Origin of the sequence: Nocardioides agariphilus, from assembly GCF_015352445.1 — a bacterium.
GTDB classification, from domain to species: domain Bacteria; phylum Actinomycetota; class Actinomycetes; order Propionibacteriales; family Nocardioidaceae; genus Nocardioides; species Nocardioides agariphilus.
Genome location: NZ_JADKPO010000001.1, coordinates 66,183 through 79,928, shown reverse-complemented (window position 1 = coordinate 79,928; position 13,746 = coordinate 66,183). Strand labels below are relative to the sequence as shown.

Below are 13,746 nucleotides of genomic sequence, written 5' to 3'. Positions count from 1 at the left end.
CGGGGTGCGCTGCGATCGGTAGGCGCTAGTCGGCTCTCATTCGTCTGGTGTCGTAGGCCCAGATCGCGATCTCGACGCGGTTGCGGGCGCCGAGCTTGGTCATCAACGATGCGACGTGGGACTTGACGGTGCTCAGACCCACGAAGAGCTCGGCTGCGATCTCGGCGTTGGTCCGGCCCCTTGCTACCAGCACCAGCACCTCCTCCTCGCGCTCGGTGAGCGGGCCGATGGGCTGGACCGATGCCACCGGCGCCTGGTCGGCGAAGGTCGCCAGCAGCCGGCGAGTGATGTTCGGGGCGATCAGCGCGTCCCCGTTGGCCGCCGCGTGGATGGCCTGGACGAGGAGGGCCGGCCCGGCGTCCTTGAGCAGGAAGCCGCGGGCACCGGCGCGCAGGGCTCCGAGGACGTACTCATCGAGGTCGAAGGTGGTGATCACGACGACCGCCATCGGATCCGTCACATCCGGTCCGGCCAGGCGCCGCGTCACCTCGACCCCGTCGAGCCCGGGCATCCGGATGTCGACGAGGAGGACGTCGGGACGCAGCCGGGTGGCCAGGTCGAGCGCTGCGAGCCCGTCTGCTGCCTCCCCGACGACCTCGAGGTCGGGTTGTGCGCTGAGGATCATCACCAGTCCGGTGCGGACCAGGTCCTGGTCGTCGGCGACGACGACGCGGATGCTCATGCCAGCGCCTCCACCGGCAGCACGGCCTCGACCACCCAGCCACCCTCGGGCCCCGGCCTCGCAGAGAGCGATCCGCCGAGGAGCTGGGTGCGTTCGGCCATGCCCCGCAGGCCGAACCCAGGCTCCGGGGCTGGGCCCGGCCCGGCCTGTCCATCGTCGCTGACGCGCAGCCTGACGGCGTCGCCCTCCCGGCGTACGACGATCCCGACGCGGGTCGCGCTCCGGGCATGCCGAAGGGCGTTGGTCAGCGACTCCTGCGCGAGCCGGTAGAGCGCCGCGTCGATGGCTGGTGGCAACCGCGTCAACGAGCCGTCCAGCGAGACCTCGACCGTCGGCATCGCGTCGGCGCGTGCAAGACCGGGCAGGTCCGCGACACCCAGCTGCGGTGAGTAGGCGACGGCCTCCTCCTCACGCAGCACCCGCACCATGGATCTCATCTCCGCCAGGGTTCGCGACGCTTCGGACTCGATCGCGGCCAGGACCTCGGCAGCCTTCTCGGGCTGAATGCTGGCGACCACGCCACCGGCCTGCGCCTGCACCGCGATGGCCGAGACGTGGTGGGCCACCGTGTCGTGCAGCTCGCGCGCCAGCGCCACCCGCTCCTGGTTGCGGATCTCGACCTGCTGGCGATCCCAGAGGTCCGCGCGGTAGCGGAACACCGCAGCGAGGGCGACGAACAACAGCAACAGGACGCTCCCGCCGAAGACCTCGGCCCAGCCGGCGGAGGCGGCGTACATCCCCAGCACGACGACGACCGTCACGAACGCGATTCCCCAGACCGTCTCCCGTCCCGAGCCCCACCGGACCAGGGAGTAGAGCAGGATCAGGACCGTCATCATGGAGTAGAGGCCGAGGTCCCCGGTATGCGCAGTCAGTTGGAGGACCGAGAGCAGCCCGGCGGCGCCCCACCCGGCCAGGGCGGCCATCAGGGGGTGGTCCCGCCGCCATAGCAGGGCAGGCAACGTCGCCAGGGCGAGCACCGTCACCAGGGGTCGCCAGGCCAAGCCCGGCCGCACGATGCCCTCGACCAACGCGGTGGCCGCGAACACGCCCACCAACAGCCAGTCGAGACGACCGATGGGTGGGGCGCCAGCAGGCCGCGGCTCATGCCAGATGGAGCTCCGGACACTGACCACGGCTCCAGCCTAGGGATCGGCGCGCCGCGGCGTACCCGCCGAAAGAACGAGAAACAGACCATCCCATCGGCCGGGCGAACTCCGGCCTCCGGGCCGATGCTCACCTCGGCCCGGATCAGCAAGCGTGGGCCTATCGATCCTCACCACGACAACGGAGCCCACGATGAGCACACCTCAACCCACCACCACACTCGAAGACCAGCGAATCTCGGTGAGGGCCAAGCTCGCCGCCACGTGGACGAGCTTCATGTTCTTGTACGCCTACGTGGACATCCTCAACTTCTACACGCCCGGCACCGTCGAAGACATCCTCGACGGCAAGGTCTTCGAGTTCGACCTCTCCCAGACCTTCTCGACCGCGGCGCTGACACTTGTGGCCATCCCGATCTTCATGATCGTGGCCTCAATCATGCTGCCCGCCCGGGCGAGCCGTATCACGAACCTCTCCGTAGCCTCGGTCTACGTCCCCGTCACGGTGTTCAACGCGGCGGGCGGTCACTACCTGTACTTCTACGGCCTGGGCATCGTGCTGGAGCTGATCCTTCTCGCCCTCATCGGGTGGTACGCCTGGACCTGGCCCCGCGGTCGAGCGTCAAGTCTCCTTGGATAAGGTGGCGCGCCACCTAGCGATCGATCACCAAGTCAGGCTATCGTCCTGGCGTGGTGGGGTCGATGGCCGAGTTCGCTCGGGGCGAAACAGGAGGAGCCATCGCATGAGTCCTAGGGCCGCTACGTCCTCCAGGTCACGTGCTGCGCAGGGCAGGGGCGCCAAGCCTCCTGCGAGGAAGGCCAAGGCCAACTCGCGAACGGCCAAGGCCCTTTCCTCCTGGGCGGACTACTCCGAGGAGGTAGAGCTCGACGCCGTCCTCGCGCACTCTCTCGAGGCGTTCGTCGAGAGTGGCTACCACGCGACCTCGGTCAGAGATCTCGCCCGACGTCTCGGTCAGACGGTGCCCGCCATCTACTACCACCACGAGAACAAGCAGGCGCTGCTGGTGGCGCTCTTGTCCTACTCGATCGGGGATCTGCTCGAGCGCGCCAAGGCGGCCGAGGCCGAGGCCTCGGGTGACCCTCTGCGACGCTTCGAGCTGCTGGTGCACTGCATGGTGCTGTTCGCGGCCCACCGCCGTGAGCTGGCCTTCCTCGACGCCGAGATCCGCAGCCTCGAACCCGCCAACCGCAAGGCCTACGTCGCCATGCGTGACGACCTCGAGGCGATGCTCACCGACGCGGTCGAGGAGGGCATGCGCCGCAAGGTGTTCGCCAAGGGCGACGCCCAGGCTGTCGCACGCGCGACCATCACGATGATCCGAGGCATTGCCAACTGGTACCGCATCGACGGCCCGCTCGACCCCGACTCCTTGGCCAAGCTCTACGTGATGCTCTCGCTCCGGCTGGCCGGGGCGACCTCGGCTCGCTGAGGTCCGGCCGGGTGCCCTGTTGCAGCACGGCAACATCAGTCCCGATCTGGTGGCGCAGCCGCTCGCTGATCCGCCACCTGCCGGCGACGCGACGCAGCCGGATGCGTGTGAAGTCGCCGCTGGTGACCGGGGTGGTCTCGCTCGTGCGCACCAGCAACACGTAGTAGCTCTCGACGACCGCGTCGTCGCCGTCGATCTGGGTGCGGAGGTTGCCGGTCCTCGGGTGCCTGCAGCGGCCCTCGATGGTCATGTGCACCCGAGGGTCTTCGATGAACGGTTCGTGACCGCGCCCGGCTCGGCTCCTGCTCCTGATGTGAACCCCCCGTCTACCCCCCGCCCACCATTCGCCCACCTACTCGCGTCACGCCAAGCAGATGGGAACCACCAAGACGGCCTGCGGCCTGGAGACTCTGAGCTGGGTGAAGGTGGTGGGACACGGCGTTCGACCCCGACTCGCCAGTCGCGTGCCGTCTGTGCGTCCGGGTGGTCCGCCTGCAGAGGTAGGCCACGCTCAGGTGCTGTGCTCGCGGAGCTCGAGGAACGACGTCAGCTCGTCGTAGGTGGCCGCCAACAGCTCGTTGAGGTCGGCCGAGTCGTCGGCCAACCAGGACTCGTAGGCCGTCAGGGCCAGGGCGAGGCTGACCTGTCCGACGGTTCGGGGCAGGAGGTCGCCGGGGGAGTGGCCCAGACGTCGAGCGACGTATTCGGCGATAACCGCCCGCCACTGCTCGTAGCGCAGGATCGAGTGGGCCAGCAGGGCAGGAGTCTCGAGGATCAGCCGCATCCGTTGGCGATGGGGAGGGTCCGCGTCAGGTGGGAACTGGTTGAAGGCGAGCACGCCTCGGCGCACCGCCGTCGCGACGGGCAGGTCGGGGGGCATGGCGTCGAGGATCTGGCGGAATCCGGTGAGCGTGCGGTCGAACTGGCCCCAGGGGATGTCGTTCTTGGAGGTGAAGTAGCGCGAGATGGTGCGACGGCCGACGCCGACCTCGGCCGCGATCATCTCGAGCGTCGTGCCCTCGAAGCCGTGCGCGGCGAAGAGCCGGAACGCCGACTGCTCGATGGCCGCGTGGGAGGTGACCACGGGCCGGCCGACGCTCTGCCGAGCTGCTGTGGCCGGCGGCTGGTCGGCTGCGGTCATGGTGCTGCGGACGGTAGCAGCAGCCGATCCTATCTTTTTGACCACGAGTGCCATTATCCTCGCTTCGTCCATCCCGCTGTCACAGGAGTCGCCATGTCCCACGTCAAAGCCCCCGCCCCTGCGCCCGTCGACACCGAGTACGAGGGGCAGGGTCACATCGATCAGACGAGCGAGACCGACCTCGTCGCGGAGGACCTCATCGAGGAGATCTCGATCGATGGCATGTGCGGCGTGTACTGAGGTGCTCGACGAGTCCTGGGGACTGACCCCGTCGGTGGAGCTGCGGCCCGAGCCGTTCGGGGCGCTGGCCTACCACTTCGGCAACAGGCGGTTGACCTTCTTGAAGACCCGCCAGCTGGTGGCGGTGGTGCGCGGCCTCGACGAGGCACCGGACGTCCGATCCGCGTTGGCGGCGGGTGGCGTGGCCGAGCGCGAGTGGCCGGCGTACGTTGCCGCATTGCGCAACCTGGCTGCGACCGACATGATCCGGCCGATCGCAGCGGCGGCAGGTGAGGGCCGATGACCACCGTCGCCCACGGGCCGACGTTGCTCGAGCACTTCGAGCACGGGCTCGACGCGCCGATCTGTCTGACTTGGGAGCTGACCTACGCCTGCAACCTGACCTGCGCCCACTGCCTGTCGAGCAGCGGCCGGCGCGACCCGCGCGAGCTGACCACCGAGCAGTGCGAGGAGGTGATTGACGAGCTCCAGCGGATGCAGGTGTTCTACGTCAACATCGGCGGCGGCGAGCCCACGATCCGGCCGGACTTCTGGCACCTCCTGCGCTACGCCGTCGACCACCAGGTCGGGGTGAAGTTCTCGACCAACGGGGTGCGCATCGACCGGGAGAAGGCCGAGCTCCTGGCGTCCACCGACTACGTCGACGTCCAGGTCTCCCTCGACGGCGCGACCGCCGAGGTCAACGACCGGGTGCGCGGACCTGGGTCCTACGCCACCGCCCTTCGGGCGCTGGGGCACCTGCGGGACGCGGGATTCCGCGACGCGAAGATCTCGGTGGTCTGCACCCGCGAGAACGTCGACCAGCTCGACCAGCTGAAGGCTCTTGCGGACGAGTACGGCGCCACCTTGCGGCTCACGCGCCTGCGGCCGTCGGGTCGAGGCGTCGACGTCTGGGATGACCTGCACCCGCGGCCGGAGCAGCAGCGCACGATCTACGACTGGCTGGTGGCCCACGGCGAAGGGGTGCTGACCGGCGACTCGTTCTTCCACCTCTCGGCGTTCGGCCCCGCAGACGGGAGCGGAGCCCTCCCGGGCCTCAACCTCTGCGGTGCGGGACGGGTGGTCTGCCTGATCGACCCGGTCGGTGACGTCTACGCCTGCCCGTTCGCCATCCACGACAGCTTCCTGGCCGGCAACGTCCTCGACGACGGGGGGTTCGCCAAGGTCTGGCGGGAGTCTGCGCTGTTCGCCGAGCTGCGCTCGCCGCAGACGTCCGGCGCCTGCACCAGCTGCCAGCACTTCGACTCCTGCCGAGGTGGCTGCATGGCTGCCAAGTTCTTCACCGGTCTGCCGCTCGACGGTCCAGATCCGGAGTGCGTGCAGGGATACGGCGAGTCCGCGCTGTCCACAGAGCGCACGGTGCCCCTACCCAGCGTCGACCACTCCCGGCCGACCGCCGTGCGCCAGCAGCCGGTGCTGCTGCAGCTCACCCGCCGTACTGACCTGGTGGCACCGCCCCTCTCGGCCTGCGCCGAGAGTCCCTTGGCGGGCTTTCGTGGCTGACTCCATCCGGATCAAGAACCCGTGGGCGCAGAACCCGTGGTTCGAGTCCGTGGCGGTCGCCCAGGAACGCGCACGCAAGCGGCTTCCGCAGCCGGTCTACGGCGCCCTGGTCGGCGGCTCCGAACGTGGCCAGACGCTGTCGGAGAATGAGACGGCGTTCCGCGAGCTCGGCTTCGCCCCGCACGTCGCGGGGCAACAGGCCGAACGCAGTACGCAGACGCGGGTGCTGGGCGAGGACGTGTCGCTGCCGGTGCTGATCTCCCCGACCGGCGTACAGGCGGTGCACCCCGACGGTGAGGTCGCGGTCGCCCGCGCGGCCGCGGCGCGCGGCACCTTGATGGGGCTGAGCAACTTCGCCAGCCGCTCGGTCGAGGAGGTCGCGGCGGCCGCTCCGCGCACGCTTTTCCAGATGTACTGGACCGGCGAGCGCGACGTCATGGTGCAACGCATGGAGCGCGCGCGTCAGGCCGGCGTCAGCGGGCTGATCGCCACGCTGGACTGGTCGTTCTCCATCGGTCGCGACTGGGGGAGTCCGGAGATCCCCGAGCGGGTCGACCTGCGCACCATGCTCCGTCAGGCCCCTCACGTGCTGCGCCGACCACGCTGGCTGGCGGCCTTCGCGCGCAACGGCGGCTTCCCCGACCTCACGGCTCCCAACCTCGCGCCCCCCGGTGGTCCGTCGCCGACGTTCTTCGGTGCCTACTACGAGTGGATGACCACGCCGCCGCCGAGCTGGGACGACGTCGCCTGGATGGTCGAGCAGTGGGCGCAGCTGGGCGGTGGGACGTTCGTGCTCAAGGGGGTGTGCCGCGTCGACGACGCGCGCCGCGCCGTCGACGCCGGCGTCTCGGCGCTCTCGGTCTCCAACCACGGCGGCAACAACCTGGACGGGACACCGGCCGCCATCCGGATGGTCAAGCCCGTCGCGGATTCGGTCGGCGACCAGGTCGAGGTGCTGATGGACGGCGGCATACGCCGCGGCTCCGACGTCGTGAAGGCAGTCGCCCTCGGCGCTCGTGCCGTGCTGATCGGCCGGGCCTACCTGTGGGGCCTGGCGGCCAACGGCCAGGCGGGCGTGGAGAACGTCCTCGACATCCTGCGTGGCGGCATCGACTCCGCACTGATGGCGCTGGGACTCTCCTCGGTCGAGGAGCTGCGCTCCGAGCACCTGCTCGTGCCCGACGGCTTCCACCGGGTCCTGGGGGACCGGTGAGCCTGCAGGACCGCGCGTTGCGAACGCGGGTCTGGCCCTCCGTCGAGCGCGGTGTCACCGTGCTCCTGCCCGTGGGGTCGGTCGAGCAGCACGGCCCGCACCTACCGCTCGACACCGACACCGTCATCGCCTGCGCGGTCGCCGACGGCGTCGCCGCGGCGCTGGGGGAGGATGTGCTCGTGGCCCCGGCGGTCCCCTATGGAGCCAGCGGCGAGCACCAAGCCTTCCCCGGCACCTCGTCGGTGGGCACTGATGTGTTGGCTCGGGCCGTGGTCGAGCTGGTGCGCTCGATGACGACGTGGGCCGGTCGCGTCCTCGTCGTCAACGGCCATGGCGGCAACGTGGCGGCCCTGCGCGCGGCCACGGCGCTGCTCGTGGAGGAGGGCCGGCTGGTCGAGTGGCACGGCTGCAGCGCGGGCTGGGTCGACGCACACGCCGGTCGCACGGAGACCTCGCTGATGCTGCACCTGGCTCCCGAGTCGGTCCGGCTCGAGCATGCCGAGGCGGGCAACATCGAGCCGATCGGCGCGCTGATTGCGGCACTGACCTGCTCGGGGGTCGCCGCGGTCTCCGCCAACGGAGTGCTCGGCGATCCCGCGGGCGCAAGTGCCGAAGAGGGACGACGAGTCCTGGCGGCCATGGTCGACGACGTCTCGTCCGCCGTACTGGCCGGAGCAGACTCGTGAACGACCGCGTTGCCGTGCAGGGTGTGCAAGACGCAGCCGTCCTGCCGGTCGGGTTCAGGGTGCGGCTCGCCGGGGGCACCCGGCGAACCGTCGGCGGCGGTGCCCTGGTCGGCGGCTCCCCGCTCACCGTCATGCGGCTGACCGACCGCGCCGCCTCCACGTTCACCGGTGACGGCATCGAGGTGCGAGACCGGGCCGGCGCGCTGGTCGCGGAGCGACTTCTCGCCACCAACCTCGCCGAACCCGTGCTCGACGCCTCCCATGCCGTGGGTGCTGACCAGCTCACGGTCGTGGTTCCGGTGCGCGACCGGCCGGCCGAGCTCGGGCGTGCGCTCGCGGCGCTGGAGGGCCTGTCGGTGGTCGTGGTCGACGACGCCTCGCACGACGCCGAGGCGGTGGCAGCCGTCGCGCGCCGGCACGGGGCCGACCTGATCCGTCTCCCGCGCAACCTCGGCCCGGCCGGCGCCCGCAACAAGGGACTCGCCACCGTCCGCACGCCGTATGTCGCGTTCGTCGACTCCGACGTCACGGTCGACGCCGCCACCTTGCTGGGGTTGTCGGCGCACTTCGCCGATCCGCGGGTGGCGCTGGTCGCCCCGTACGTCGGGGCGCGGCTGCGCGGGTCCCGCCGCTGGTACCAGCGGTACGAGGAAGGCTCGCCCTCGCTCGGCCTCGGCGAGCGGGCAGGTTCGGTCCGGCCCGGTACCGCGGTCGCCTGGGTGCCGAGTGCCTGCGTGGTCGCGCGGACCGAGCGGCTGGGCGCGGGCTTCGACCCTGGCCTGCGCGTCGGCGAGGATGTCGACCTGGTGTGGCGACTCGCGGACGCAGACCAGCGGGTTCGCTACGACCCGGCGTACGTCGCGCACCACGACGTCCGTCCCACCCTGCGAGGGTGGCTGGGCCGCAAGTTCACCTACGGCACAGGGGGCGCCGCGCTCGCCTCCCGGCACCCGGACCACGTGGTGACCGCGGTGCTCAGCCCGCTCCCGGCCCTGGCCGGCGCGGCCGTTCTCGTGCGCAGCCGCTGGGCTCCGCTCCTCGCGATCGTTGCGGTGCTGTCGGGCGCACGCGAGGTCCGGCGAAGGATCGACGTCGATCCCGGCTCGGATCGTCTCGCCCTGGGGCTGGCGACGAAGGGCCTGGGCTGGACCCTGCGCCAGGAGTCCGCCCTGGTGCTGCGCCACTGGTGGCCGGCAGCTCTCGTCGGGGCAGCGGCCAGCCCGACCGGACGCCGTCTGGTGGCCGGTGCGATCGTGGTCGACGTCGTCGCGACGCGCCTCGAGCATCCGGAGCTCCCCGTGCTGCGCACCCTGGCAGGTCGCCGTCTCGACGACCTCGCCTACGGCGCCGGCCTCTGGTGGGGGGCGTTGCGGGCAGGATCTCCGCGCTGTCTGCGGTCGCGTCTCGTGCTGCCTCGGCGTTGAGCGGGCGCGAGGCCGCGGACTCAGCGGAGGAACAGACCGCGTACGGCGGTGGGCACGTCGTCGGGTGAGCGGACGACACGCAGCCGACCACCACCGAGGCGAGAGAGGTCGGCTGCCAGGTCGGAGTCGTGCTCGTCGGTGGCGTCGAGCAGCACGCCCAGGCGGCCGGCCCGACCGACGAAGCCTCGCGGATCTGGTCCTGCGTTGTGGACGCAGTCCGAGAGCAGCACCGTCTCCGGCGCCGGCGAGCCAGCCGCCCTGTGCGCATTCGCGGCGAGCTCGAGGGGAAAGGCGAGGTTGGTCAGGCCGGCGCCGGGCAGCTCGAGCAGGTCGCGGATCACGGCCATGGGTTGCGTGCGCTGGTCGAGCCGGGTGATCCACGCGGCTTCGGACCAGAAGGCGAGGATGCCGAGCCGGGAGGTCGCCAGCTCCTGGCAGATGGCGCCGACGACCGCGGCCGTGGCAAGCAAGCGCTCCCCACGCATCGACCCCGACACGTCCACCAGCAGCACCACCGAGCGCCGGTCGGTGCGCGGCTCTCGCACCACGACGTCCTCGTCGGTCGGACGGGGGCGCTCCTGCATGATCTCGATCGTTCGGTCGAGGTCCAGCTCGTCTGATCCTCCGCTGAACGGCAGCGACCGTGCTGGGCCGCCGCCCGGTCGAGTCGCCCGGCGTCGCGCGGGACGCGGCAGCGTGAGCTGGGCCGCGATCGCGGCCGCGCGTCGCCGTACGTCCGGATCCACCTCGCGTCTGCCCGGGCCGAGCTGATGCAGGCCCGTGTGGGCAGTTCCCCGTCCGACGCCCGTCGAGCCGCTCAGGGCATCGTCCGAGACACCCTCGTCACCGATCCCCGAGGAGAGGTCGAGCACCACCGGCCGGGAGGCGAGGACCTTGGGCTTCCGCTTGAGGGGAGCCAGGGCCGCTCGGCCCGGATGGTCGTCGACGTCGAGCCCTCTTCAACCGCTCTCGAACGGAGTCTCGGGCTCGCCGAAGTGCTCGCGCCAGAGCGCGGTGAGCAGCTCCTCTGTCGTCAGCTCGCTCAAGTCTCCGGGACGGATCCTGCCGGACAGGGCGAGAAGCAAGGCGTCCAGGATCGCCAGCCGGTATCCCGCCTCGTCCTGGGCCAGGCGGCCGCTTCGCCCGAGCTCGGCCGAGACCATCGCCAGGTCGATGGCTCCGCGCACGCTGCTGCCCTGCATGATCAGGGGGTGGCTTCGTGTGGCCCGGGTGAGGGCCACGGCGTCCGAGATGACGCGGGCCCGCAGCCGCGGGTCGGCGAAGTGCGAGTCCCGGGCGCGCAGGTCGACGATCTGCTCCTCGGACTCGGCGTCCTGGTAGCTGATCGCGAGCCTGCAGAAGCGGTCGAGCAGGCTGCGTGAGAGCCGGGCCGTGCCGATGTCGTCGGCGGGGTTCAACGAGCCGACGACCCTGAAGGTGTCGAGCGCGTCGACCCGACCTACGCGCGCAATGGTGATCTGCCGGTCGGACATGGCCGTGATCAAGACGTTGATGGTCTCCTCGGGGACCCGGTTGAGCTCCTCGATATAGAGGAAGGCTCCTTGACGCATCGCTGCCGGCAGCGGGCCGTCCACGAAGTTCTCGGTCGAGTAGTCATCCTTCAGCACGAGGCTTGGAGAGTGATGTCCGACAATTCGGCTCGGAGTCAGCTCGGCGTTCCCCTCGACGAAGACGAGCGGCACGTCCCAGGCTCTGGTGATGGCGGTCAGGATGGCGGTCTTGCTGGTGCCCGGTGGACCTTCGAGCAGGAGATGCCGCCCGGCGGCGAGCGTTGCGAGCGTCAGCTCGAGCTCGCGCTCGCGGCCCACGATGTCCGGGAACGCGACGGTATGCGGGTGTGCCACGGGGCGAGTATGCCAGGTCACATCTGAGGTCCGGCGGTTGACCGTAAAACATCAGACGTTTAAAGTCCGCAGCGTGAACGAGGGGACCGCGCCGCAGGCAGCGACCGTGCATCCGGCGGTGCTGGGGAGGTTCCTGGACGACTTCACACCTGGGGACGTCTACCAACATCCCTTCGGGCGCACCATCAGCGAGGCTGACTCGACCTGGTTCACCCTGCTCACCTGCAACACCAACCAGAACCACTTCAACAAGCATCTCGCCCAGACCAACCCGGTCAGCGAGGGGCGCCTGATCGTCAACTCCGGTCTGACGGTGGCGCTGGTGCTCGGCCTGTCGGTCATCGACATGAGCCAGAACGCCGTGGCCAACCTGGGCTGGACCGACATCCGACTCACCCACCCCGTCTACGTCGGGGACACGATCTACGCCGAGTCCACGGTCCTGGGGGTGCGCGAGAGCGCTTCGCGGCCGGGGTTCGGGATTCTCACCATGCGCACACGCGGCCTGAACCAAGACGGCGTGGACGTCGTGACGTGGGAGCGCTCGGTACTCGTTCCCACGAAGGCCTCGGGGATCGGCCAGGACTACTTCCCGACTTCCAGCAGATGATGGCCCGCCCGATGACGGCGCGCTCCTACCTCTACGTCCCCGGTGACCGGCCCGACATGGTGGAGAAGGCTGTCGAGCGAGGTCAGGCCGATGCGCTGATCCTTGACCTCGAGGACGCCGTACCTCCCGCACGCCAGGCTGAGGCGAGAGAGGCGGTGCGCCACGCGCTGGCGAACCGCGCCGCGGACGGTCTCCTCGAGCTGTGGGTGCGGATCAATCCGGGCGCGCAGGGCCTCGAGGACATCGCGTGCGTGGCGGCGCCGGCCCTGCGCGGCTTCTGCCTGGCCAAGGCCGAGGCCAGCGACGTCGTGGCCGCGGCTCAATGCTGCGCCCAGGTCGAAGGTGACCTCGGGATCGAGCAGAACCGGTTCAGCCTGATGCCGTTGCTGGAGACCGCGACCTCGGTCCTCGACATCGGCTACATCGCGACGTCGGCACGAGTGGGTGCTCTGCAGGTCGGGGAGGCAGACCTGGCCGCCGAGCTGGGCTGGGCGCCGGGTGGTGCCGGCGTGCAGCACGTGCGGGTCTGCGTGGCACTGGCAGCCGCGGCGGCATCGCTGCCGCCCCCGGTCGCTCCGGTCGACCCGCGCTTCGGCGACGCCGAGGCGTTCCGGGCAGGCACTCTCGCGCTCAAGGACTTGGGGTACGGGAGCCGAGCCTGCATCCACCCGGCACAGGTGGTAGTCGCGAACGAGGTCTTCACCCCCACCGATGCGGACCTGGCCAACGCCCGCGCGATCGTCGAGGCCTTCGACGCGGCCCTCGACTCTGGCAGGGGCGTGCTCAACGATGGAGGGGAGATGGTCGACGCCGCCACCGTCCGCCGGGCCCGGCGGGTCCTCGGACTAAGGCGCTGAGTCGGAGACCGGCTCGTCAGGATCCGGGGACGGCCGGGTCGCGACGTCGATGGCGGTGTAGACCGAGGCCAGGTGCTCGAGGTGGTCGGCCATCAGCCTCTCGGACTCGTCCTGGTCGCCGTCGAGCATCGCCTGGTAGATCCCGGCGTGCTCGACGCTGGTCTGTCGCCAGAAGTCCTCAGGAGCTGCGGAACGGTTGAGGCGGGTGCGCAGCACGTCGAAGATCGGCTTGGCCATCACCTCGAGCATCCGGTTGCCGGCCACCTCCAAGATCGCGGTGTGGAACCGTGAGTGCTCCATGTTGGTCTTGGCGCCGGAGCCGATCTCGACGGTGGCGCGAAGGGTGTCGGTGTTCTCGGGCGTGAGCCGCCGCGTCGCCATCCGAGTAGCCGGCAGCTCCAGGCACACGCGGGCCTCGAGCAGCTCGCCGATGGTCAGGCGGCTGGTCCCCGTCAGCAGACCGATGCTGGTCTCGAGGTACTTGCTGATGTTGTCGGCGTCCGGTGTGACGACGAAGGTCCCCCCGGTGACGCCGCGCGTCGTGGTGAGTAGCTGCTGGGAGGTCAGCGTGCGCAGGCCCTCGCGGATGGTGGTGCGCCCCACGCCGAACATGGTGGCCAGCTCGGCCTCCGACGGCAGGCGCGAGCCGGGCTTGAGGTCCGCGGACATGATCAGGCTGCGCAGCTGCTCGGCGACCTGCTCGTAGGCCGGGCGCACTCTGGCCACGGGCAGCCCGCTCGCCTGCTCGCCGAGCGCGCCGTCGATCGGCTGCTCGATCTCGTCGGGATTGTTCTGACCCACTGTCACCGTCGCCTCACGTCGTGGGATCCCTGACCCCGATGTCACCACTGTTGTCCTGCGGCACTCCCCCCGGGAGTATCGGGTGCCCAGGCCGCGCTGGCGAGACCTCAAGTGTGACGCGTTTCACGCGTTCGAGCGAGGATCCTGTCGGCAAGATACATCAGACA

Annotated in this window: 16 protein-coding genes and 1 pseudogene; 10 read left to right on the top strand and 7 right to left on the bottom strand. The window is 70.2% G+C overall.

Translation table 11 applies throughout. The features are described 5' to 3' along the window. Nucleotides 1–25 precede the first annotated feature (25 nt). The gene (locus tag ISU10_RS00435; RefSeq protein ID WP_194694386.1) at nt 26–682 is read right to left on the bottom strand and encodes a response regulator; all 657 of its coding nucleotides are present in this window, start codon (nt 680–682) and stop codon (nt 26–28) included. Continuing rightward, entirely contained in the window at nt 679–1,818 is a 1,140-nt protein-coding gene (locus ISU10_RS00430) for a sensor histidine kinase (protein ID WP_194694385.1), read from the bottom strand. Before ISU10_RS00430 ends, ISU10_RS00435 begins: the two co-directional genes overlap by 4 nt. A gap of 163 nt (nt 1,819–1,981) precedes the next feature. Here ISU10_RS00430 and ISU10_RS00425 point away from each other — a divergent pair, with 163 nt between their 5' ends. Together ISU10_RS00425 and ISU10_RS00420 are read left to right on the top strand one after the other, a co-directional pair. Then, on the top strand, nt 1,982–2,428 hold the full coding sequence (locus ISU10_RS00425) for a DUF6326 family protein (RefSeq protein ID WP_194694384.1): 447 nt from the start codon (nt 1,982–1,984) through the stop codon (nt 2,426–2,428). Nucleotides 2,429–2,531: 103 nt separating this feature from the next. Continuing rightward, the gene (locus ISU10_RS00420) at nt 2,532–3,239 is read left to right on the top strand and encodes a TetR/AcrR family transcriptional regulator (RefSeq protein ID WP_194694383.1); all 708 of its coding nucleotides are present in this window, start codon (nt 2,532–2,534) and stop codon (nt 3,237–3,239) included. 70 nt (nt 3,240–3,309) lie between these two features. Here the strand turns inward: ISU10_RS00420 and ISU10_RS23950 are convergent. Next, nucleotides 3,310–3,489 (bottom strand): annotated as a pseudogene (locus ISU10_RS23950) (hypothetical protein); the annotation flags it as partial. A 261-nt stretch (nt 3,490–3,750) separates the two neighbouring features. Next, nucleotides 3,751–4,380, bottom strand: a complete 630-nt coding sequence (gene mftR, locus ISU10_RS00415; protein ID WP_194694382.1) for a mycofactocin system transcriptional regulator MftR — start codon at nt 4,378–4,380, stop codon at nt 3,751–3,753. A 93-nt stretch (nt 4,381–4,473) separates the two neighbouring features. Here mftR and mftA point away from each other — a divergent pair, with 93 nt between their 5' ends. From mftA to mftF, 6 genes are read left to right on the top strand one after another with little or no spacing between them, the layout of a single operon-like run. Continuing rightward, nucleotides 4,474–4,620: a mycofactocin precursor MftA gene (mftA, locus tag ISU10_RS00410; RefSeq protein ID WP_194694381.1), complete on the top strand. Its 147-nt coding sequence runs from the start codon at nt 4,474–4,476 to the stop codon at nt 4,618–4,620. A 1-nt stretch (nt 4,621) separates the two neighbouring features. Continuing rightward, nucleotides 4,622–4,903 (top strand): mycofactocin biosynthesis chaperone MftB, encoded by a 282-nt coding sequence (gene mftB, locus ISU10_RS00405; protein ID WP_370864465.1) that lies wholly within the window; start codon nt 4,622–4,624, stop codon nt 4,901–4,903. After that, the gene (mftC, locus tag ISU10_RS00400; protein ID WP_194694379.1) at nt 4,900–6,123 is read left to right on the top strand and encodes a mycofactocin radical SAM maturase; all 1,224 of its coding nucleotides are present in this window, start codon (nt 4,900–4,902) and stop codon (nt 6,121–6,123) included. The genes mftB and mftC overlap by 4 nt, the downstream gene beginning before the upstream one ends. Then, nucleotides 6,116–7,336, top strand: a complete 1,221-nt coding sequence (mftD, locus tag ISU10_RS00395; RefSeq protein ID WP_370864462.1) for a pre-mycofactocin synthase MftD — start codon at nt 6,116–6,118, stop codon at nt 7,334–7,336. The genes mftC and mftD overlap by 8 nt, the downstream gene beginning before the upstream one ends. Then, nucleotides 7,333–8,022, top strand: a complete 690-nt coding sequence (gene mftE, locus ISU10_RS00390) for a mycofactocin biosynthesis peptidyl-dipeptidase MftE (protein WP_370864460.1) — start codon at nt 7,333–7,335, stop codon at nt 8,020–8,022. Before mftD ends, mftE begins: the two co-directional genes overlap by 4 nt. Continuing rightward, complete coding sequence (gene mftF, locus ISU10_RS00385) at nt 8,019–9,446, top strand: mycofactocin biosynthesis glycosyltransferase MftF (protein WP_370864458.1); 1,428 nt, start codon at nt 8,019–8,021, stop codon at nt 9,444–9,446. Before mftE ends, mftF begins: the two co-directional genes overlap by 4 nt. A gap of 20 nt (nt 9,447–9,466) precedes the next feature. Here mftF and ISU10_RS00380 read toward each other — a convergent pair whose 3' ends face one another. Together ISU10_RS00380 and ISU10_RS00375 are read right to left on the bottom strand one after the other, a co-directional pair. Beyond that, a complete protein-coding gene (locus ISU10_RS00380; RefSeq protein WP_370864457.1) occupies nt 9,467–10,321 on the bottom strand; it encodes a vWA domain-containing protein in 855 nt (284 codons plus the stop codon). 84 nt (nt 10,322–10,405) lie between these two features. Beyond that, nucleotides 10,406–11,311: an AAA family ATPase gene (locus ISU10_RS00375; protein WP_194694378.1), complete on the bottom strand. Its 906-nt coding sequence runs from the start codon at nt 11,309–11,311 to the stop codon at nt 10,406–10,408. Nucleotides 11,312–11,384: 73 nt separating this feature from the next. On the opposite strand from ISU10_RS00375, the gene ISU10_RS00370 reads away from it, so the two are divergent. Both ISU10_RS00370 and ISU10_RS00365 read left to right on the top strand, forming a co-directional pair. Then, the gene (locus ISU10_RS00370) at nt 11,385–11,921 is read left to right on the top strand and encodes a MaoC family dehydratase (protein WP_370864454.1); all 537 of its coding nucleotides are present in this window, start codon (nt 11,385–11,387) and stop codon (nt 11,919–11,921) included. An 11-nt stretch (nt 11,922–11,932) separates the two neighbouring features. Next, entirely contained in the window at nt 11,933–12,778 is an 846-nt protein-coding gene (locus ISU10_RS00365) for an HpcH/HpaI aldolase/citrate lyase family protein (RefSeq protein WP_194694376.1), read from the top strand. On the opposite strand, the gene ISU10_RS00360 is transcribed toward ISU10_RS00365, so the two are convergent. Further along, a complete protein-coding gene (locus ISU10_RS00360; protein ID WP_194694375.1) occupies nt 12,767–13,585 on the bottom strand; it encodes a FadR/GntR family transcriptional regulator in 819 nt (272 codons plus the stop codon). The two genes, ISU10_RS00365 and ISU10_RS00360, sit on opposite strands and share 12 nt — an antisense overlap. Nucleotides 13,586–13,746: the final 161 nt, after the last annotated feature.

What these genes read in the sequence shown, in the direction of transcription:
- ISU10_RS00435 (WP_194694386.1), bottom strand. Translation starts at nt 682, where the DNA reads ATGAGCATCCGCGTCGTCGTCGCCGACGACCAGGACCTGGTCCGCACC.
- mftR (WP_194694382.1), bottom strand. Translation starts at nt 4,380, where the DNA reads ATGACCGCAGCCGACCAGCCGCCGGCCACAGCAGCTCGGCAGAGCGTC.
- mftA (WP_194694381.1), top strand. Translation starts at nt 4,474, where the DNA reads ATGTCCCACGTCAAAGCCCCCGCCCCTGCGCCCGTCGACACCGAGTAC.
- ISU10_RS00365 (WP_194694376.1), top strand. Translation starts at nt 11,933, where the DNA reads ATGACGGCGCGCTCCTACCTCTACGTCCCCGGTGACCGGCCCGACATG.
- ISU10_RS00420 (WP_194694383.1), top strand. Translation starts at nt 2,532, where the DNA reads ATGAGTCCTAGGGCCGCTACGTCCTCCAGGTCACGTGCTGCGCAGGGC.
- mftC (WP_194694379.1), top strand. Translation starts at nt 4,900, where the DNA reads ATGACCACCGTCGCCCACGGGCCGACGTTGCTCGAGCACTTCGAGCAC.
- ISU10_RS00425 (WP_194694384.1), top strand. Translation starts at nt 1,982, where the DNA reads ATGAGCACACCTCAACCCACCACCACACTCGAAGACCAGCGAATCTCG.